This is a genomic window from Candidatus Bathyarchaeota archaeon, assembly GCA_026014805.1.
Taxonomy (GTDB): domain Archaea; phylum Thermoproteota; class Bathyarchaeia; order Bathyarchaeales; family SOJC01; genus JAGLZW01.
This window is the reverse complement of the sequence record JAOZHR010000015.1, coordinates 1-18,471: the sequence shown is the minus strand read 5'-3', so window position 1 is coordinate 18,471 and position 18,471 is coordinate 1. Positions and strand designations below refer to the sequence as shown.

Sequence of the window (18,471 nt, the reverse complement as noted above, 5' to 3'; positions counted from 1 at the left end):
GCAACCTCACATCAGCTTATTTATGGTCTCTTTGCTTAAATATTTGCCACTTCGGGGTAATCTAGAGAGTCCAATAACTTGGAGCAGTTTTTTGAGATGAATAGGAGGATACAGCTCACGCAGATTTTTAAACCTGATGAAGGTTGTCTTGGTTCGCCCCTGAATGAAATCCAAGTATTCATCATGCGATTTGAAAACAGTCTCTTCGTTGTAGTCTTTCCACAACGCTTCGATCTCCCCAACGACACGTTCTTCGAAGTCACCGATTCCTCTAACCTCTCGTATTGGGTGGACAACATAGAAAAGCAATAATGTTGTGTCTATTGGGCCTACAGCGTTTTTGCGGACAAAAGCCTGAACACTTTTGCCTGCACGACTTTGAACAATGCGTCTATTCCACCACTTTTCCTTTGTAAGAAGAATACACGCGTATTTGGACAACTGGAACACTCTCAGAATAGAATAAACAACTCGAAAACTATAAAAGACTAACCTAGTGCCAACATCTCCAGCAGGCTTCCATTTTTGCCATATTTCTCTCAAAAACTAATAGCAAGAGCGCGTCTTTTTGCTAAGATTTTGGGTGATATTCGTTTTCAAAAAGCATAAAGAAAGTCGGGAGTCATCGATTTTTGATGCTAAAATTTTTGTTCTTAAAGCCTCTAGTCTTTTAAGAGAAACGTCTAAGGAGACAGAGTTTTTGAAAGAGATAGAGGGACTAAAAAAAACAACTGATACATTGAGGGAATTGGGTGAAGATTGGAAAGAGAACATGGCCATAATAAATATCGCTGTTCAAGGAAATGGGGATATTCTGGAGTTCATTAAACGACTCTGCAAAGAAAGTAACCGAGGCAATTTGATAAAAATTGGGTTGACACTTATCGCTTTTCCATTCCCTATAGTAATTGACGACGTCTTGGGCTGGTCTTTCTTGGCTGCAGGTTTGATTCAAAGAAAAATAAAGAACTCTGCGTTGTACCTTGAAGACGTTAACAGAATTTTTCCCAGCATCCTTAGAGAATTGCATGAAATCAGGCAAGAAGCAATCTAACTGTACAAAGGAGTAATAACACAAGGAAATGTCATGCTTCTGACCGAAGAATGTGCACGCTGAAGGAGAGAGCGATTCATATGTTTTGGAAAGCGGAAATTTAGCGGAACATCGAAAATGCATAGGGAAAATTCTATATTGCCGCATAACATGTACGTAACATGCAAAGGTGGTCTGTGTGAAGTTAGTAACAGTTTTATTGCCTGAAGCTTATTTAGAAGGATTAGACGAACTTGTGAGAGCCAACATGTATCCCAGCCGAAGCTCAGCCATCCGTTCAGCAGTTAGAGACTTATTGAAAAAGGAGCTTTGGACAAGGGAAGAGAGGCCCTAATAGGTTACATGTTATTAAGTGCTCGCTACATGATTTTCGTTAGGCTTTTGAGCAGTATTTTTCAAATCTTCAGCAACTCGTGAAGGATTTACAGCAAGTGTTATCGTTCTGCCGACAATGAGATACTTTGCTCCGTTTCTAAGAGCATTCTTAATGTTTCCGCCTTGCGCGCCTATGCCAGGTGAGTAGATAGGTACTTTTTCTCCAAGAATCGAATATGTTTCGCTGATTTTTTCGGGGTATGTGGCACCGACAACTACACCGTCAGCATCCCATTTCAGCGCTTTCTGGGCAAAAATTCTGTACTGAGGAATAACTCTACCTTTTTCAATAGATATTGCTTGTCCGTAGCCTTCCCATGCTGCTTTGTGGCTCATGTAAATTAGCAATATCACACCTCGATTCATTTGTTTCGCTGTTCTAAAAACAGGCTGCAAGCCTTCTTTCCATCCAACAAAGGGGTTTGCAGTCACAGCATCAAAGCCTGCTTTGAAATAGCATTCAGCTATCGTTTGGTTTGTGTTACCAATGTCATTTATTTTGCAGTCCATGATAACAGGTAGTCTGTAACCTCTTGCTTGCCTTAACAATTCTTGTACGTCACCGAACAAGCCCAATGGTAAAATTAGGTGCCGGTTAAGTTTCACCGCGCAAATATATGAGTGCACTGCTTTCAAAATTCCCTTTGCTTTAATAAATAATTTTTCAGGTTTATCTGGAGGCAAATCTAGAGCTAGTACAATATTTGAGCCAGTTCTCTTTACAGCTTGTTCCATTTCAAACCTGAAAGACAAACCAAAGCGCCTTATCTATCTTGTAGCAGTTCAGAAAAATGCTTTTCGGTCAAGACTCAGTTGAAAAAGCTTCTGCGCTGTTTACATTACCATTAGATTTTTGGTTCTTGTATGAGAGTGCCAAGTTTACTGCTTCAACAATTGTCTTGGCGATGTTTAGGGAGAAATCGATAAAATGTTCCACATTCAGAATGGTGAGCCCAGGAAGTTGTATTCAATCATGTAATTTTATGCTCTCTAACACTTGCAAAACCTAGGAAAATCTAGGAGGGACGCTCACAAAACAACGACTGTATTCCAGTCTTAAGAAAACATTGATTTTAGAGACACAAGTATTATAAAACCAAAGTAAAACAATAGATTACGCGTAAAGAAGTAATTTAAAAAGAAATGTTAAAAGTTGGAAAGCTCTACAATAGTGTAGTGGGGTGCCCTTTTGCCAAGCTTGGGAAAAATTGGAAAAATCGTTCGTCGCAGTGGCGAAAAATCAGAAATTTCTAAAGCAAGCAGAGCTTCAGAAAATCAGACTTCCAAAATCTACCTGAAGGCAATGCCCCTGCGAAAGCTTTCCGACTTGAACACAGTAAAACGCGAAGTCAAATCAGGCAAAATCCTTATATTAAAAGTGAGTCCCTTAGCCGACAAGAGTATCGAAGACATTAAAAGAGCAATAAACGAGTTATGCGAATTCGTTAAAACAGTAGGCGGCGACATAGCCCGATTAGGAGAAGAAAGAATAGTCATCACTCCTTCCGGAGTGCGAATCTGGCGAGAAAAAACCGTTGCACCAGAAGAGCAAGTTCCTACCGCAGCCTAACAGTTTCCAAAGTCTCAGGTGCAATTGCATCAATCCTAAATCTTCTCTTAAGGAAGTTTGAAAGGCTTAAGCACTTCGTCTTTTCACCGTGACAAACTATGACTTTCTCAGCTCTTGGTGTAACACGACGAATATAATTGACAATTTGTCTTCTATCTGAATGCCCTGAAAAGCCTTCAATAGATTCAACCTGAAGTTCGACTTTAATTACTTCCATTCTTCCCTCATTGTTCATAATGGGAGTCTCTGTTAGTCCTTTTTGGATTCGACGTCCTAAAGTGCCTTGTATCTGATAGCTAACAAATATCACTGTGTTAAGTTTATCAGAAGCTAATCGCTTGAAATAATCGATAATTGGTCCCCCCTCGAGCATTCCTGCAGTTGCCATGATGATGCTTGGTTCTCCTTCCACTATCTCGTCCCGAGCGCTTGGATGCTCCACTAGAGTGAAGTAATCGGATTGGAATGGGTTTATCCCCTCGTGTAGAATGCTGTTTCGAACTTCCCTTGCCAAATATTCTGGATAAGCAGTGTGAATCGCTGTCGCTTCTGAAATCATTCCCTCAATGAAAACTGGCGCCTCTTTCATTAAGCCTCTTTTCATGTAACCATCAATAATCAACAAAATTTCCTGAGCTCTACCAACCGCAGGCACTGGAATCATAACCTTTCCGCCACGTTCTAATGTCGCATTTATTGTCGACGAAAGCTTTTCTTCAGCATCAATTCTTGAAGGCATCAAATCCTGCGGAGCGCCATACGTGCTTTCAGTTATTATTGTCTCTACTCTGGGAAACTCTGTGACAGCCGCTTCCAGAAGAGTGGTTTTTGCATATTTATAGTCACCAGTATACACAAGATTGTGCAAGCCTTCTCCAATATGCAAATGAATTATTGAGGAGCCTAAAATGTGACCGGAATTATGCAGAGTCAAACGAATGTCAGGCGAAATGTCAGTTACGGCGCCATAACGCAACGGTAAAGTATGTAGAACACATCCACGGACGTCTTTTTGATCATAAGGCGCCACTACCCCTTGCTTGCTTGCAACATCTAAATAATCCAGTTGAAGCAGGGTCATCAGATTCGATGTTGGGGCAGAACAGTAAACTGGCCCATCATAACCGTATTTAAATAGATAGGGAAGAAAACCGCAGTGGTCAAGATGAGCATGGCTCACGATTACGGCGTCAAGTACATCTATGTCGAATTGGGGCATGTCAAGCCGCGGGAAAGCATCGAGAGAGTTTGATGAGCCCGGGTTAATGCCGCAGTCTAAAAGCACATGGCTTTCTCTTGTTTGCAGCAAAATTGCAGAACGACCGACCTCTCGGAATCCACCTAGAGCTGAAATTCTTACGTCGCCCACTTCACAAATTGACGGTCGAAAAATTCTTTCGCCAATGGTGCGCAGCACTCTTTCACGTTCTTTGCTTTCCGAATGAAGGTAGTGACGCATATGAGAGATTATTTTTGAAGGAATGGGCGAGCTTCTTAAGATTCTGGGTCGCCATCTTGTTTCTTTTACAATCTCTTGCAATACTGCCCCGTTCTTTCCTATGACTAAACCGGGTTTCTTTGCATCGATTATAACTTCGCCAAGGCTTGGGTCAAAATTTATGCTTGTAATTTCAGCTTCTTTTGGAACCACTTTTTTTATTATCTTTGTTGTTTCTTTTTCGGGTAACCTTACTGAGGGGTCTGGTCTCACGACGATCCTTTTGCGAATCAAACCAACTATATCTGCAATGATGGAGCTTTGCTCAAACAAAATTTCTGGCTTTTTCGTATAAACTGCTAATGCTGGCCCTTCAAACTCTATTCTGGTAACTTCTGCTTCTTTAGGTATATGCTGCAAGACAATCTGACTTATTTCTACTTTGCTCTTCCCAGCTGTTGTCACACTTTTCTCCTCGTCTCTGACACCGTCTCCGCTATGTTTTTTTTCTCTTCTTCACCCAGTTCGCGGTAGCCTTCTTCATTGATTATTGCGACATCAAAGCTGTCGCCAGTCGCTATGTTTCTTTTCATAGCTGCCTTCACAGCGTGAACAACAATTGGCAACAAGTCCTTCATAGACATCTCTTCCTCATATTTGTCTTCAAGAACACCATAAGCTACTGGAGAACCGGAACCTGTAGCGACGCATTTCTCCTCTGTCAAGCTACCTAAAGGATCCAGCGAGAACACGTGAGCGCCTGTGTCGTCGATTCCTCCGATGAGGACTTGGGCAATCAAAGGTACATAGCGAGATGAAAACAGGAGATTTGCGACCAGTCTAGAAGCTGCTTTTATGGGAATAGGTCTTCTAAAGCTCATTTTATATAGCTGTGCATTTGCCATAAGCACATCAACAACACGCTGAGCGTCTGCAACGCTTCCTGATATAGTCATAGCAATGTGTTCATCAATTCTGTATATTTTCTTTCCCTTTTTGTGGGCTATAAAGGTGCCCAGTGTTACGCGAGTATCTGAGGACAGAATTACGCCATCACTACAAACAATACCCACAGTAGTGGTGCCTTTAAGGACTAGTTGATTTGATATTTCACGCATTTCCATGTCTCCTTTAAAATCGAGTGCGCTCTTTACAGTTATCTTCCAAAGGAAGTTAATCGCTATCGGTATACGTATCGACTGATTTAAAAAGATTTCGTGGACACTAGTATAGATGACGTACTTTGCAAGTGGAGTGATCTCCTTTGACCATGAAGCTTCATCAAATGCAACTCCCAAGAGAAGTTCTAATCGGAAACGGAACTATAGAGCAGGTGGTGCCTATTTGTAAAAAACTCGGATTCCTAAAGTCAGCTTTTGTTGTAACAGGCGTCCAGACATTCAAAATTGCAGGACATACAGTTATCAACTTACTTGAGGATTCCGGAATTGGTGTCAATCGTTTGTTCGTGTCCTCTTCTACCGTGGAAGAAGTAGCTGCTGTAAGAGCTAGGGTAAACGAAACAAAGCCTCAAGTGGTTCTGGGAGTTGGAGGCGGCACAAAAATTGATGTTGCGAAGCTTAGTGCCGCACAGCAAGGTACACCTTTTATAAGCGTACCTACCAGTGCGTCCCATGACGGTATTGCAAGTCCTCTCGCTTCAATCAAGGGGTCAGAAAAGCCCTACTCCGTTATGGCACAGGCTCCTATGGCCATAATTGCGGACACAAATATCATTATTCAAGCTTCTCATCGCTACACAGCAAGTGGATGTAGTGACGTCATCGCCAAATTCACCGCCGTTCGCGACTGGCATCTCGCACACAAAGTGAAAAATGAATATTATGGTGAATACGCTGCAAGCTTGGCGCTAATGAGCGCAAAGCTCGTTGCAAAAAACGCGGAGTCCATTAGACCAGGGAATGAGGAGGGACTGAGAGTTCTCTTGGAAGCGCTCATAAGCTGCGGTGTCGCTATGAGCATAGCAGGAAATAGTAGACCCAGTAGCGGTTCAGAACATTTGTTTAGCCACGTTTTAGACCTAGTTGCTTCTAAGCCTGCAATGCATGGAGAACAGGTTGGCGTTGGCACTATAATGATGGCTAGTTTGCACGAGTTGAATTGGCGTCGGATTAAATCGAAGTTGGAAAAGGTTGGTGCTCCAACAACTGCTGAAGAACTTGGAGTTGAGTCCGAGGATTTGATAGAATCTTTAGTGAAGGCAAGAACCATTAGGCCCGAGCGGTATACTATTTTGGACCAAAAAAGGTTGACCAAAAAATCAGCTAAGGCGCTTGCAAAGAACACTGGAGTAATATGAAAAGAAATGAAACTATCTTATTTGGTTCTTTGTCTCTTTGCTCTTTTCGTCCGCTTTTTCTTTGTTGTTTCTTTTAATGTCTCTGTTGCTTTAGGACTTTTGAATGTTTCAACAAAATCTATTTTGGTGATTTTGGGGAAAAAGCGTTGTATGTCAGTGACAACGCCTCTTTTTGCCAGCTGCAGGCCTTCTAGATAGAATGCCTCTTCTGGAACCTGAATTCTTACCTCAGTTTTTTCAATGTCCAACCCGAACCGTGCGATATCGGCCAAAAGTATCCTTCGGTGAATTAGCGCGTACATTTTCTCCTTATTCGTTCCAAGTTTTTTCCTTGCCGTAACTTCGTAGACTAGAGTTTTACCTGCAAGTGGTGGATTGAAGTCTAGTTGCACTCTACCGGCTCCAACTGTTCTTATCGTAGCTGATTTCTTTTCATATTCGATACGCATTCCAAGCTGTGGCGTTATCCCTTTATCTCTAAGTCTCCTTAATGGAACCATCTTTAGCTTTTCTGGATCTCTGAGGCCAAAGGCCTTGTCTGGTGGGATTTCGATTGTTTTTGGCTTGTTTAGTTGAAGAGATGGCAGGCTGTCGTCCAATGCTTTGAGTACCCATCCTTCACCAATGACAATAAGTTTAGGCTCATAAATTTCTCCTTCCTTGTATATTCGTTCTTTTTTTGCTATATTTTCCAAAGTAGTGTCAAATGCTTCTCCTGTTTCCTTGACCTTTGCTACATATTCAATTATTAGGAAGTCTCCTTTCTTGAATGGCATTTTAACTCATCTCTTAGTTTTATTGTTACAGCTTTTTGACTTGTCTTATTGTGAGTGTAGTATTGCTGTTTATACAGCTTTTAAGCGTTGCTTGGTATTGACTCGCAAATTAGCGAGTTCTGATTTATGTAGATGACCTTTAGTCTACAGAGGTCTAGAAGAGGTGCACATCCCAAGTCTCCACTTTCAGAACCTCTTGGGAGTCTACTTAGGCCAACAAACATAAATCAAAACTCGATTTCTTTAAACATCAGCACTAAGAATTTATAATTACACTAAACTAAGAAATAATCGAGATAGATTAGATGCCAAAGATAAAAGAAGCAATAATACTCTGCGGTGGACAAACTTGATGCTGAGACCAGAAGCCCAAATACCTAAACCACTACTAAATCTCGGTGACCAAACCCTCATTGAAAAACAAGTCAACTGGCTCACAAAGAATTGTTTCAAAAAGATTGTCCTTGCACTAAGCAAAGACCTTCTCGGATATATCATGCTGAAAACTGACATCTATAAAAAAATTCAAACAAACAAAAATCGCCAACATAATAATGTCAATTGAAAACACCAGCCTTGGTACAGGAGGTGCCTTGAAAAAAGCGTGTCAGCTAATCCAAAGTAAAACATTTTACGTATGTAATGTCGATGACCTTGCATTTGATTTCAATCCAAATGAACTCCTTGCAGAATCAGACAACTCAATAGTTTTATTACTGGCGAAACCCACATTGCCCTATGGGAAAGTCAAAATTAAAAACAGATACATCAAAGAATTTGAAGAAAAACCGCAGCTTGACTTCTATGTAAATGCTGGACACTACTCTATGAAAAAGAGTATCGTACTAAAACACTTCCCTAGCACAGGAAACTTTGAAGAACGGGTGCTGCCAAAACTGGCAAGGCAAAACGCCTTGAAAGGCTTTGAATATCACGGCTCCTGGATAACTATTGACACATTCAATGACTACATGAACGCCCTCAGTTTATTTGAAGCTTAAACTAAATCTCAAAATGGAGGACAAGAAACAGGCACGATTCCTATGCACATGCGCGGGGAAAGGTGCTTAGAATACGTTGCGGGAGAAATCGTCCCTTAATCATTTAAGAGCCGCTATTCTTGTAAAGGATGTTTTTCTGTTTTCAAAGAAACGTCCTTCATCAAAGTTGTTGGTATTGGGATTTCTCTAGGCAACATTTCAAGTGCTACTTCAGTTTTCGAAAGTTCCTCCGCTGCTTGGAGAGCAGGTAGCCTGAAGTAGTAACAGTAAACCGGGTTGCCGTCACAAAAATGTTTCAGATCAAAGTCAGAAAGCTCTCCATCCATATTCTCTACTAACATTTTCACGCACTCTTTTTTTGAAGCGCTTGAGAGATATGGACACTTCATTTCTTGCACGGCTGTTTGTGTGTTGAACAGTTCTTTCGTTCTTCAAATCTACAATATGTCTTTCATGAGACATATAGCAAGTATTACTATATAAGAATCGGAATATAAACGTTCCGTTTCTAGACGATCTCGGATAATGTGTATGCTTTTTATTTTATTACGTGTTGTGTTAAGCGAGGTCTGGTTTGTTTGATAGTGGGTATTCTTGGAAAGAATGTTGAGGGGTGGGGAACTAAGCAGTTAGGGGCGTCTCTTGAAAGACGGGGTTTGCCGCCCGTATTTTTTAGCTTTTCCAGTCTTGCAGCGAGAGTTGGTTACCTGCCTGCTGTAGGCGTGAACAATGTTAATATGGCTAGGGATTTAGCGGCTTTAATTATCCGTACCATTGGTCGTGGTTCGCTTGAGGAAATTATTTTTCGAATGGATTTATTGCATACTCTTGAGCGGCGTGGGGTTTTGGTTGTTAATCCAGCTGGAGCGATTGAGCGGTGTGTGGATAAGTATTATGCGTTGGCACTATTAGAGGAATGTGCGTTGCCTGTGCCGCGAACTGTGGTAACTGAAAATTTAGAGGAAGCTTTGAAGGGTTTTCATGAATTAGGAGGTGATATTGTCTTGAAGCCTCTTTTCGGTTCGCGAGGAGTTGGTTCCACACGAATTTTTGATTTGGATGTCGCTACGCGAATTTTTGACTCTGTAAGGTTTCATCATGGAGTTCTTTATCTCCAGGAATTTATTCCCCATGGAGATTCTGATATTCGTGCTTTTGTGGTTGGCGACCATGTTGTTGCTGCTATGCGGAGAGTTGGAGATTCGTGGAAGACAAACGTAAGTCAAGGTGCTCGACCAGTACCGATTCGGATTAGCAGGGAGTTGGAGGGTTTAGCAGTCAAATCAGCTAGAGTTGTTGGTTGCAAAGTTGCGGGCGTTGATATTTTGGAAGGCAAGAACGGGCCGCTTATTATTGAGCTAAATAGTCAGCCTGGGTGGCACGGGCTACAGTCTGTTACTAATGTGAATATTGCAGATTGCGTTACTGATTATGTGTTGGCTGAGGTGAAGAAGAAAGATGAGTATGATGACTAAAGATGTGGTAGTAGATAGCGCGCGCTGTAATTTATGCTCCCTGACTGGGCAATAGCGGTTTTTCTGGCACTCTGTCTCACTATTTTTGTATGTGTAAATCTTTGTAATTTGAAACGATTCAGCGCCAGCAAAAAAAGAGGCAGGTACAGAGCTGAAGTGAGGCAGCCAAGTGGATCGATTTTCATCTTGGCGGCTCTTGGAACCTTGATCTTTTTTCTAGAATCAACTCTCTACATTATTCTAGTTCTCACAGGGCGTTACGGAATCTTGAGTGGTTTTTTCTTTCAACTACAATTCCCTCTTCGCTCATGGGTGCAGTTGGTAGGCATTTTTATCACTACTTTCGGATATGCGCTATTCCTCTGGAGCGTCTTGGCTAGAGGCAGATACGCTACTTGGGAAATGCCTGAAAATCAAAAGCTTGTGACTTGGGGGCCTTATCGTTACGTGCGTCATCCTTCATATCTTGCTTATTTCATCTTATTCGCCGGTTTATTCTTTATTCTTCTCAACTTGATTGCAGTGATCCCGTTTATCGCAATTCCAGGCTATGTACGCATGACAATTGTAGAAGAGGAATTGTTGACGAGAAGATTTGGTGAGGCATACTTGGAATATCAAGGTGCAACTGGCAAATTCCTTCCTAGAAGGAAACAGCAGGGTTGACTTTAATCATTGAACTGTCGCTTTTCTATCGTGTGTTTTAGATTTTGTGCAGCGTATTCTGGTGGCACCACGTTAATATATGTCCCAGTGCTCTTCTCAAACCCAGCCCAGATAGACAGTTTCGGATAAACCTCCAAGTGCCAATGATAAAACTTGTCTGCCGCTTTGTTTGATGGTGTTATGTGAAAACCATAATTGTAGGGAGGGTCATTTAGAAGTGCATCTAGTCCGCTCAGACAAATTTTCAAAGCCTCAGCCAAGTCTTCTACAGTTCCTCGCTTTAAATCCAACATTGTTGCCTGATGTCTTTTTGGTATTATCCAAAACTCGAAGGGATGAATTCCTGCCCAAGGTGCCAAAGCAACAAAACTTTCATTTTGCCAAATAAACCGAGGGCCACTCTTTTCTCTCTCAATTATGTCGCAGAAAACACATTTTCCGTGCGCTTCATAAAACTCTTTGCTCGCCCTTAGCTCATCTCTTAGAATAGTTGGTGTTGTCGGCATCGCAATTATTTGGCTGTGAGCATGTGATAATGAAGCCCCAGCAGTTAAACCGTGATTTCGGAAAATCGAAATGTATTCCACATAAGGTTTGGAAGAAAGCACCTTCAAACGGTCTACGTATCCATTAATCACGTGGACTAGCTGAGAAAATTTTGCTGCGCCTGGATGCTCGTAGTGATTGGGTGATTCAATAAGCACCTCATGATGCCCCACTGCTTTACCCGATTCGAAGCTTTCTCCTTTCCTAGGAGGAGAAAAAGCGGAATACAAGTTCGGTACGCAGCGAATCAGCCAATTTTTGTGGCGTGAGCCATTTGTATCCTTTTCTTTTACCACTCCCTTTTCTCCTTTCAAATAGACAAGCACAGCGGGCGGTGTTTTTCGCTCATTTCCAGGACAGAAGGGACATAAACTCTTGTCAAAACTTTGAGCAGTTGGTTCTTTTTTGGCAAAATCTGTCGGCCTACGTCTTCTGTGGGTGGCGACAACAACCCAACGGTTGAGGAGGTAGTCTTTTCGAATGTCATTCAGCAAACGATAACATCCTGCGTGTGGTCTAGATCTTTGGAGAAAAGTTGCTTAATCTTTTTTCTCTTCTTTCTTCATGAGTTCATCATAAATCTCTAAAGTTTTCTTAGCTATCGCGTCCCAAGTGAATTCTGTCAAGACACGTTTTCTGCCGTTTTTGCCCAACTCGAGTTTTCTGTCATTATTTTGAAAAGAGCTAACGATTCCCCAAGCAATATCTATGGGGTCATTAGGATTAATGTGAAAGCCACATTGGCCAGGACCATCAGCCAACACAATTTCTCTCATGCCGCTAACTCCGCTGGCTCCTACAACAACTGGTTTCTCCATGCTCATGGCTTCCAGTGCAACGATTCCAAACGGTTCGTAAAGACTGGGAAATACAGCTAAATCGCAGGCTGCATAGTGGGCAATTCGTTCTTCTTCAGGAACAAATTCAAAACGAAACTTTACAGCGTCTTCAAGTTTAAGGCCTCTAACCATATTTTTCAGATGCCCTTCCATGTCTCCTAAACCAACAATTACCAATTTCGCGTTTGGGACCTTCTGCAATACATGGGGCATAGCCATGATAAGCTTGTCAACACCTTTGATCCAGACAAGTCTTCCGATAAAAAGTATCATTTGATTGTCATCGTTAATCCCATAACTTTCACGTATCTCTTTTTTCTTCTCCTCATCCACTTGCTCGGGAGAATATTTTTGTGGGTCAACTCCGTTATAGCAAACTCTAATTTTCTCTTTCGGAAAGCCTAATTCAGCTAACTCTTCTTTCATTGCATTTGAAACAGTAACCACCAAATCAGCCATTTGTCCGCCTCGATGCTCAATGCTGCTGACAACTTCTGACCCGTTGCCTAGAGTTCGCCCTTTCTCTGTTGAGTGAACATGAAATACTAAAGGCAGTCCAAGCTCTCTCTTAGCTGTAATACCAGCAATCACTGAGAGCCAATCATGTGCAATCAAAATATCATATTTGAAACCTTCTTTCTTGACAAGCTCATTAACTATCTTGGAAGCGCTAAGATAATTGTAAACAAGAATTTTTGAGAAGAATTGTATTCCTCCCCCCCTCCCCCATCTTCTAACGTCCTCGGCAATCACATCTGGCAGAGAATCTGAGACATCTATGTGAAGAGGGCGGTGGATTTCAATTCCACGCCATAACTCTCTAGTAGGAAGAGCTCCTTCATCATCATTCATGGTGAATACCGATACGTCATTCTCTAAAAGTACAAATTTCCTCGTTATTTCTGCCGCATACGTACCTAAACCTCCAACTATCTTAGGTGGGTATTCGTAAACCATCACAGCCAATCTCATTAGTTCTCATCGTCCTCGTTTGTCTCGATGCTGTTTCTATGGCTTATGGCATTATTGCTTATTTGCGTTTCCTAAAAAATCAGTAGATGCGAAGCATGAAAAAGAGGTTGGGGGAGTTTATGGGTTAATTATGTAGGTCTGCTTTACGACTGTTTGCAGTATCTTGTGATGTTTTTCCTCGTCACTAGCAATATGTTCCAGCAGCAATCGTACACCTTCATCTTTCGTTTCTTTTATCTCTCTCTTTATGAGTCCAAGCATCGCTATCTCAGTCTTGATGTGTCGTTCCAGGTTCTTTTTAAGAACTAGTTTGTCGATATAACTGTCCTGCAGAGTATCCCATAAGGGTTTAGCATCTTTTTGGCTGATCACGTCTAATATGCCTTCTAGAATCATGGCATGCTTCTCAGAATCTTTCTGGGTTTCCAAAAGTAATAACTTGGCTGCTACATTATGTACATTCTTAATTTGCTATTGGTGATTGTTACGAAGTTCTTCTCCATCTTAATCTGCTCTTTAATAAGCTTCACAAGTGTTTCTTGTGGCATGTTGCTTTCTTCCTCTTTGGTTGGTTGAACTGCTATTTGGTATCATTAAAGTTTTTAATATTTTTACTTCTTTATCTGGTGTGCTTTCAGAAGATACATAAAAAAAATAAATGCATGCGAAGTGTTTCTCTTAAAAAAACAAAAATCTGAAAAGGCAAAACGGACAATAGATAATAAAAGATGGAGAGTAATAGATTAATGCGTTTAAACCCTATTAAAAAACAATTTTAGAAGTAATGGCGGAAGAAAGTCGGCCTCGAAAGCCTAAAGACATAGCTAGAAAAGTTGAACTCAATTTCTCCTCCTGCATGATGCACATCCTTGGACTAAAAAAGGCAGGATATGTTTCTTCTCCAGAAAAAGGTTACTACCAGATAACCAATCTCGGCAGAGAAGTTCTGGAACCCAAAGTCAGCAAAGAAGTAGCAGCCTCCCTCTTAAGCCCATTAGCTCCTGAAAAGGCATTCTACTTTTACACAGGAATCAACCAATATTCAGGCCGGTTGGCCAATAGCCTTCCAGATTTCTGCGAAAAAATAAAAAATGTTGACATAGACTCGGTAGAATTCCATCTTTCTCGAAAGGATTTTGAACGATGGCTTGAAAGCATCGGTGACCAAGAACTGGCAAAAAAAATAGGGGTAATTAGAGAAACAGAAGTGTCAGGACAGGAGCTCCGAAGACTAGTCTACAAAGCCGCTAAGACTCGCTGCGACGAGCTTATGAACCTTTGAAAGTCTACTTAGCGCCGCAAGAGCTTTTTAGAAGAAAGAACTAAGCTGGCTTGAAGCGATCTTTCAGTTTCTCCACTATCTGAGGTAGCGTTGTGTACTCCATAGCTTCAGCACTCAAACGTGCTGGTTCAAACTCACCCATCCTGCGAAGTACTCCCGCCATCTCCACAGCCTCTCGACGCGCCATGTCAAACGCTGGATCATCAAAAATATCTCTTATCATTGGTGCACCATTATTATCACTCGCAATTCCACCATTACAAACTTGAAAGCCAATAGCAACCATTCTCGGTGGACCATCAAAGACTGTGCACTTACTATTTTTTAAGCTCACAGGCATGAGGGGTCCCCAATGGCTTCCTCGCATCCATCCCTCAACAAAATATGTGTGAAGAAATGGCACTAGAATTTCGCCAACAGCAGGTAATCCGTGCTGAGCCCTCACGATGGCAACTGGATCATCCTTTCCAACATATTTCCCTGCAATAAGCGATAGTCTCGTAGTGCTAGTTACTGCACACAAAAGATTTTCTCTAGCCAGCCAAACACGCGAAACACTATAACGTGTGCTCGTTCCAACGAGACCAACCAATTCATACATCTCCTCAGGGCATTTCAAAACCACTTTCTTGTTTTCTCTTGTATCTAAAACTTCGAACTTGAAACCACCAAACATGTTTGGGTCAATTACAAGTCCAGCTGTGTTCATAGGATCAGCGAATATGCGAAACAAGGGAAAATTGAATGAGCCTGCCGAGGCCTTGTCAGCAGCAAATACGATGATTGGATCCGAACCTCTTTCTTCAATTTCCATCTCTGCCACGCCCGGACCCATACCGCGAATGTTGCCGCTGAACGCTGTTTTCAGCAAATCTTGTCCTGCCCCGTACAGCTTTAAGTCTTTAGCTTTATCTGCAGCTTTCTGAAAGATGTCCCAAGCTAATGCGTGGATTTCTCGGTTTTTTTCACCTTTTTCGTGAACCATTAGAAGTTCAAGGTCATCCCCGGCGTTGAACACATAAGAGCCGTTGATAAGTCCTTTCTCCTTTGCTTTTTCAAGATTGGTCTTCGCTATTTCAAATAGTGGCTCAGGAACAACGTGATGTCCCACTAAAGAACCCACATCACATTTTATAATCGATATTGTTGTTTTCATAAGTTCTTATATCCATTCCCAGATTTAGTTAATTTTTCTTTTTGGCTTTTTAAACTTTTCCAGAATTTTGTCATTTTATGCAGTTAATATTTTTTATTTGTGTTCTAACTAGATATGAGGAAAAATTATGGGAAAACCTACAATAGTCTCTGCAAAGATCCCTGAAGAAGTCTACAAAGAATTCGTTCTACGGGTATCTGATGGCAAAAGAAGTGCCTTCATTCGAGAAGCTATTATAGAAAAACTTCAAACAGTTCCGAGACCAGACAAAATTTTGGGTCTTGAAAAACGAGTTGGTAAGCTAGAAGCGGAATTTTCCGAAATAAAAAAATATCTTGCGAAACTTGAAATACTTACGTATGAGCGAGGAAAAATCAACCCCCACACCTTCTGCATCGACGAAACAGACCATAAAATTATAGACTACCTGCTGCGCTACAAAGGTGCAACAACCCCAGAACTAGCCGAACATTTGAAAACAAACCGGTGGCTCATCCTCAACAGATTGCGAAAAGTTCAGAAATTATCTAATAAACAACTTGGAAAACCATTAGTGCAATACATTGCGGGAGAGAAAAGGGGAAAAAAGAAAGCGTGGTGGCTGAACGAAGAACTAATCGAAGCCTAAAACAACATAATAGCTTTATCTCCATAAATATGACTTCTGTAGTGAGGGCCCGTAGCCCAGTCAGGATAAAGGCACCGAACCACTAGCAGTGATGTGTAAGCCTCCGGTCTAATAAAATGGGTGAAAGCCGGAGATCTGGGGTTCAAATCCCCACGGGCCCGCCAAGTATAGCGAGCGAATCCATTAACCTCAAACTGATTGCTTTTTTTCATGACGATTCAGCGTTTTGCGCGCGCGCATCATTGAGAAACTGACTGTGTGAGCAATAGAGATTGGCAGATGGAACTACCTTAAAACGGCAGTCTTTGAAAGATTTTAGGCCTTATAGTTGAAATGATTTCTACGCAGATAGCGAGGGTGAACTTAATCATATTCAACTTCTCGCGCCAATCATCGACAGTTGATGGTTTAAAGATGTGATACATATAATTCTGAACAGAATCTTTTATCAGTTTGAAGGAATAATTGCTGTTACCCCTCAATTGATTGAAATCGAAATTGAGGTCAAGATTTATTGTTGCTTTGTCTTGTTTTTCAAGTATGATTCTTATATATTCTACGGTGTTTCTTGTGGTTTTCATGATGTAACTGGTAAGCGGTCTGTTTTTGTATCTTATAGTTAATTGGATTGTTTGTGGACCTAATATGGCAAGGAACCTCGTCATATCTATGCCTTGATCCATTCTTATTTTCCTTGTGCGTTCTTCAACGCGGGGATCTGCCATTGATTCTATGAAGACCTTAAAATGAGTAGCCATATTTTTGGAAGATACTTGTTGAGTAAAACCTGCTTTAGCCAAGAATACCAACTGAACGATTCTGTCCATTATGAACTTAGACAGCGACGTTTTTCTAGCGTCTCTTTTTTGAGTGACTGCAAGCCTGTCAAAGAAAGTGTCTGGGGTCCAAAACTTTCCTATACAGTAAGTTCTCAGTTCCTCAATTCGTTGTTTGCTTATTTTCGATATTTTAAATACAGAGTTATTTTCATCGTATTTGGTCCAATCGCGTTCAAAGATTGAACCCTCTCTTTCCAAAGACTCATAGAACTCAGTCCCGGGAAATGGTGTTGCGATACCGAATGCCGCGCTCATCAGACCTATTTTGCTAGCGTATGTTGGAAATTGCTTTATCTCTTCTTCGCTCTGATCTGGCAAACCTATTACGAAAGTGCCTGCAGCGATACCACCGGAATCTCGAATTACCTGTATGGCCTTTTTTTGTATTTTAGGATCTATTCCTTTGTGCGTTATAGTTAGATCTTTTAAATTCGGGCTTTCGATTCCCATGCAAAAATGAATAATGTTATTGTCACACATTTTTCTAACGACTTCAGGGCGCCTGGCAATTGAATCTGCCCGAACCATGGTATGAAACACTATGTCAAAATTTGATTCGCTTAGTAAATCACAAAAACGGTCAACTCTCGTGGCATCACCCATAAAATTGGGGTCTCCTATGAGGATAGTCATAGGCTTCATTTTGTGTATCACATTATATATCTGATCGATTTCTTCTACTACGTTTTCCGGAGAACGATAACGTTGGCGACTTCTGCTCATACATGGTTCGCAGCAAAAAGTGCAACGCCCCCAACATCCACGAGATGTGTGAATTTCATCTACCTCCCTATCCTTGGTAAGAGGACTAGTGTATTTGTGTCGTCTAAGGTGTCGTGCTGGGAAGGGAAGCGAATCCAAGTCTTCAATCAATGGACGATCGGGATTATGAATCACCTTATTATCCTCTTTGTAAGAAATACCTAGAACACCCTCAGGAGAACCCCTTTGGACCAATTCTCTCATCGTTAATTCCCCTTCACCACGAACTACCATATCAACTTGTTTATGTGAAAGCAATTCATCGGGAACAGCAGTTGGGTGATAGCCCCCCAACACTGTTGCAATCCCCCTCTTTTTGGCGATTGAAGCGATACTCAAACCACTTTTATGTTCGGTTGCCGACATCGAGATTCCCATTAAATCGGGATGAAATAAATCTAGGAAATACGGAAATGAATGGCGTTTTTCGGTTAACATGTCAAGTATATTAATCTCATCAACGATATCTGCGATCGACGCTGCCACATATTCTAAGCCTATTGGAATTAAAGCCAACGCAAACCCTAATCCCGTTCTTCCTTCTGGTTTCACCAATAAAATTCTCCTAAAAACCATTCTCATCATATCCAATAATTGTGTTCCACAAGGTGTTTCAACGGTTTATAATAATTGTTTCGTTTCAGCACAGCCACAAATGGTTTTTCAGCTGCCGCTCGCAGCATCTTCTATCTGCAATTTTAGAGGTTATGATAAAGGGTTCAATGTTGTGTTAATGTTGCTATCCTCTAAAACTAATGCATGCAGGTGTAAT

At 41.4% G+C, this 18,471-nt stretch carries 21 protein-coding genes and 1 tRNA gene; 11 read left to right on the top strand and 11 right to left on the bottom strand.

Annotation, left to right across the window (positions count from 1 at the left end; translation table 11 throughout):
* Positions 1-6: 6 nt before the first annotated feature.
* A complete protein-coding gene (locus tag NWE91_03705; GenBank protein MCW3985501.1) occupies positions 7-441 on the bottom strand; it encodes a hypothetical protein in 435 nt (144 codons plus the stop codon).
* A gap of 259 nt (positions 442-700) precedes the next feature.
* Between NWE91_03705 and NWE91_03700 the strand changes: the two genes are divergently transcribed.
* On the top strand, positions 701-1,054 hold the full coding sequence (locus NWE91_03700; protein MCW3985500.1) for a hypothetical protein: 354 nt from the start codon (positions 701-703) through the stop codon (positions 1,052-1,054).
* Positions 1,055-1,232: 178 nt separating this feature from the next.
* Complete coding sequence (locus NWE91_03695; GenBank protein ID MCW3985499.1) at positions 1,233-1,388, top strand: ribbon-helix-helix domain-containing protein; 156 nt, start codon at positions 1,233-1,235, stop codon at positions 1,386-1,388.
* 14 nt (positions 1,389-1,402) lie between these two features.
* Here the strand turns inward: NWE91_03695 and NWE91_03690 are convergent, their stop codons facing one another.
* On the bottom strand, positions 1,403-2,164 hold the full coding sequence (locus NWE91_03690; GenBank protein MCW3985498.1) for an orotidine 5'-phosphate decarboxylase: 762 nt from the start codon (positions 2,162-2,164) through the stop codon (positions 1,403-1,405).
* A gap of 454 nt (positions 2,165-2,618) precedes the next feature.
* On the opposite strand from NWE91_03690, the gene NWE91_03685 reads away from it, so the two are divergent.
* Positions 2,619-2,999, top strand: coding sequence for a cell division protein SepF (locus tag NWE91_03685; GenBank protein ID MCW3985497.1), 381 nt, complete (start codon positions 2,619-2,621; stop codon positions 2,997-2,999).
* Here NWE91_03685 and NWE91_03680 read toward each other — a convergent pair.
* A complete protein-coding gene (locus NWE91_03680) occupies positions 2,986-4,902 on the bottom strand; it encodes a beta-CASP ribonuclease aCPSF1 (protein ID MCW3985496.1) in 1,917 nt (638 codons plus the stop codon). The genes NWE91_03685 and NWE91_03680 overlap by 14 nt on opposite strands.
* Positions 4,899-5,555 carry an archaeal proteasome endopeptidase complex subunit beta gene (gene psmB, locus NWE91_03675; protein ID MCW3985495.1) on the bottom strand — a complete coding sequence of 219 codons (657 nt, stop codon included), beginning with the start codon at positions 5,553-5,555 and terminating at the stop codon, positions 4,899-4,901. The genes NWE91_03680 and psmB overlap by 4 nt, the downstream gene beginning before the upstream one ends.
* A 167-nt stretch (positions 5,556-5,722) precedes the next feature.
* On the opposite strand from psmB, the gene NWE91_03670 reads away from it, so the two are divergent.
* Positions 5,723-6,757: an NAD(P)-dependent glycerol-1-phosphate dehydrogenase gene (locus NWE91_03670; GenBank protein ID MCW3985494.1), complete on the top strand. Its 1,035-nt coding sequence runs from the start codon at positions 5,723-5,725 to the stop codon at positions 6,755-6,757.
* Between the two features lie 17 nt (positions 6,758-6,774).
* On the opposite strand, the gene NWE91_03665 is transcribed toward NWE91_03670, so the two are convergent.
* The gene (locus NWE91_03665) at positions 6,775-7,533 is read right to left on the bottom strand and encodes a peptidylprolyl isomerase (protein ID MCW3985493.1); all 759 of its coding nucleotides are present in this window, start codon (positions 7,531-7,533) and stop codon (positions 6,775-6,777) included.
* 352 nt (positions 7,534-7,885) lie between these two features.
* On the opposite strand from NWE91_03665, the gene NWE91_03660 reads away from it, so the two are divergent.
* Positions 7,886-8,098, top strand: coding sequence for a hypothetical protein (locus tag NWE91_03660; GenBank protein ID MCW3985492.1), 213 nt, complete (start codon positions 7,886-7,888; stop codon positions 8,096-8,098).
* Between the two features lie 28 nt (positions 8,099-8,126).
* On the top strand, positions 8,127-8,534 hold the full coding sequence (locus NWE91_03655; protein ID MCW3985491.1) for an NDP-sugar synthase: 408 nt from the start codon (positions 8,127-8,129) through the stop codon (positions 8,532-8,534).
* Between the two features lie 113 nt (positions 8,535-8,647).
* Here NWE91_03655 and NWE91_03650 read toward each other — a convergent pair whose 3' ends face one another.
* Positions 8,648-8,875: a hypothetical protein gene (locus tag NWE91_03650; protein MCW3985490.1), complete on the bottom strand. Its 228-nt coding sequence runs from the start codon at positions 8,873-8,875 to the stop codon at positions 8,648-8,650.
* A gap of 243 nt (positions 8,876-9,118) precedes the next feature.
* On the opposite strand from NWE91_03650, the gene NWE91_03645 reads away from it, so the two are divergent.
* Both NWE91_03645 and NWE91_03640 read left to right on the top strand, forming a co-directional pair.
* Positions 9,119-10,009, top strand: a complete 891-nt coding sequence (locus NWE91_03645) for a RimK family alpha-L-glutamate ligase (GenBank protein MCW3985489.1) — start codon at positions 9,119-9,121, stop codon at positions 10,007-10,009.
* Positions 10,010-10,042: 33 nt separating this feature from the next.
* Positions 10,043-10,675, top strand: a complete 633-nt coding sequence (locus tag NWE91_03640) for an isoprenylcysteine carboxylmethyltransferase family protein (protein ID MCW3985488.1) — start codon at positions 10,043-10,045, stop codon at positions 10,673-10,675.
* A 2-nt stretch (positions 10,676-10,677) separates the two neighbouring features.
* On the opposite strand, the gene galT is transcribed toward NWE91_03640, so the two are convergent.
* The 3 genes from galT to NWE91_03625 all read right to left on the bottom strand — a co-directional run bounded on the left by galT (position 10,678) and on the right by NWE91_03625 (position 13,461).
* The gene (gene galT, locus NWE91_03635) at positions 10,678-11,715 is read right to left on the bottom strand and encodes a galactose-1-phosphate uridylyltransferase (GenBank protein MCW3985487.1); all 1,038 of its coding nucleotides are present in this window, start codon (positions 11,713-11,715) and stop codon (positions 10,678-10,680) included.
* Positions 11,716-11,760: 45 nt separating this feature from the next.
* Positions 11,761-13,032, bottom strand: coding sequence for a glycosyltransferase family 4 protein (locus tag NWE91_03630; protein MCW3985486.1), 1,272 nt, complete (start codon positions 13,030-13,032; stop codon positions 11,761-11,763).
* A gap of 117 nt (positions 13,033-13,149) precedes the next feature.
* Positions 13,150-13,461 carry a hypothetical protein gene (locus NWE91_03625; GenBank protein ID MCW3985485.1) on the bottom strand — a complete coding sequence of 104 codons (312 nt, stop codon included), beginning with the start codon at positions 13,459-13,461 and terminating at the stop codon, positions 13,150-13,152.
* Positions 13,462-13,816: 355 nt separating this feature from the next.
* Between NWE91_03625 and NWE91_03620 the strand changes: the two genes are divergently transcribed.
* Positions 13,817-14,314 carry a DUF5752 family protein gene (locus NWE91_03620; protein ID MCW3985484.1) on the top strand — a complete coding sequence of 166 codons (498 nt, stop codon included), beginning with the start codon at positions 13,817-13,819 and terminating at the stop codon, positions 14,312-14,314.
* Between the two features lie 40 nt (positions 14,315-14,354).
* On the opposite strand, the gene NWE91_03615 is transcribed toward NWE91_03620, so the two are convergent.
* Positions 14,355-15,470 carry a fructose-1,6-bisphosphatase gene (locus tag NWE91_03615; GenBank protein ID MCW3985483.1) on the bottom strand — a complete coding sequence of 372 codons (1,116 nt, stop codon included), beginning with the start codon at positions 15,468-15,470 and terminating at the stop codon, positions 14,355-14,357.
* Between the two features lie 127 nt (positions 15,471-15,597).
* On the opposite strand from NWE91_03615, the gene NWE91_03610 reads away from it, so the two are divergent.
* Together NWE91_03610 and NWE91_03605 are read left to right on the top strand one after the other, a co-directional pair.
* Positions 15,598-16,098: a hypothetical protein gene (locus NWE91_03610; protein MCW3985482.1), complete on the top strand. Its 501-nt coding sequence runs from the start codon at positions 15,598-15,600 to the stop codon at positions 16,096-16,098.
* A 45-nt stretch (positions 16,099-16,143) separates the two neighbouring features.
* Positions 16,144-16,262 (top strand) — tRNA-Arg (locus NWE91_03605).
* A 126-nt stretch (positions 16,263-16,388) separates the two neighbouring features.
* Here the strand turns inward: NWE91_03605 and NWE91_03600 are convergent.
* Positions 16,389-18,251, bottom strand: coding sequence for a B12-binding domain-containing radical SAM protein (locus tag NWE91_03600; protein MCW3985481.1), 1,863 nt, complete (start codon positions 18,249-18,251; stop codon positions 16,389-16,391).
* Between the last annotated feature and the right edge of the window lie 220 nt (positions 18,252-18,471).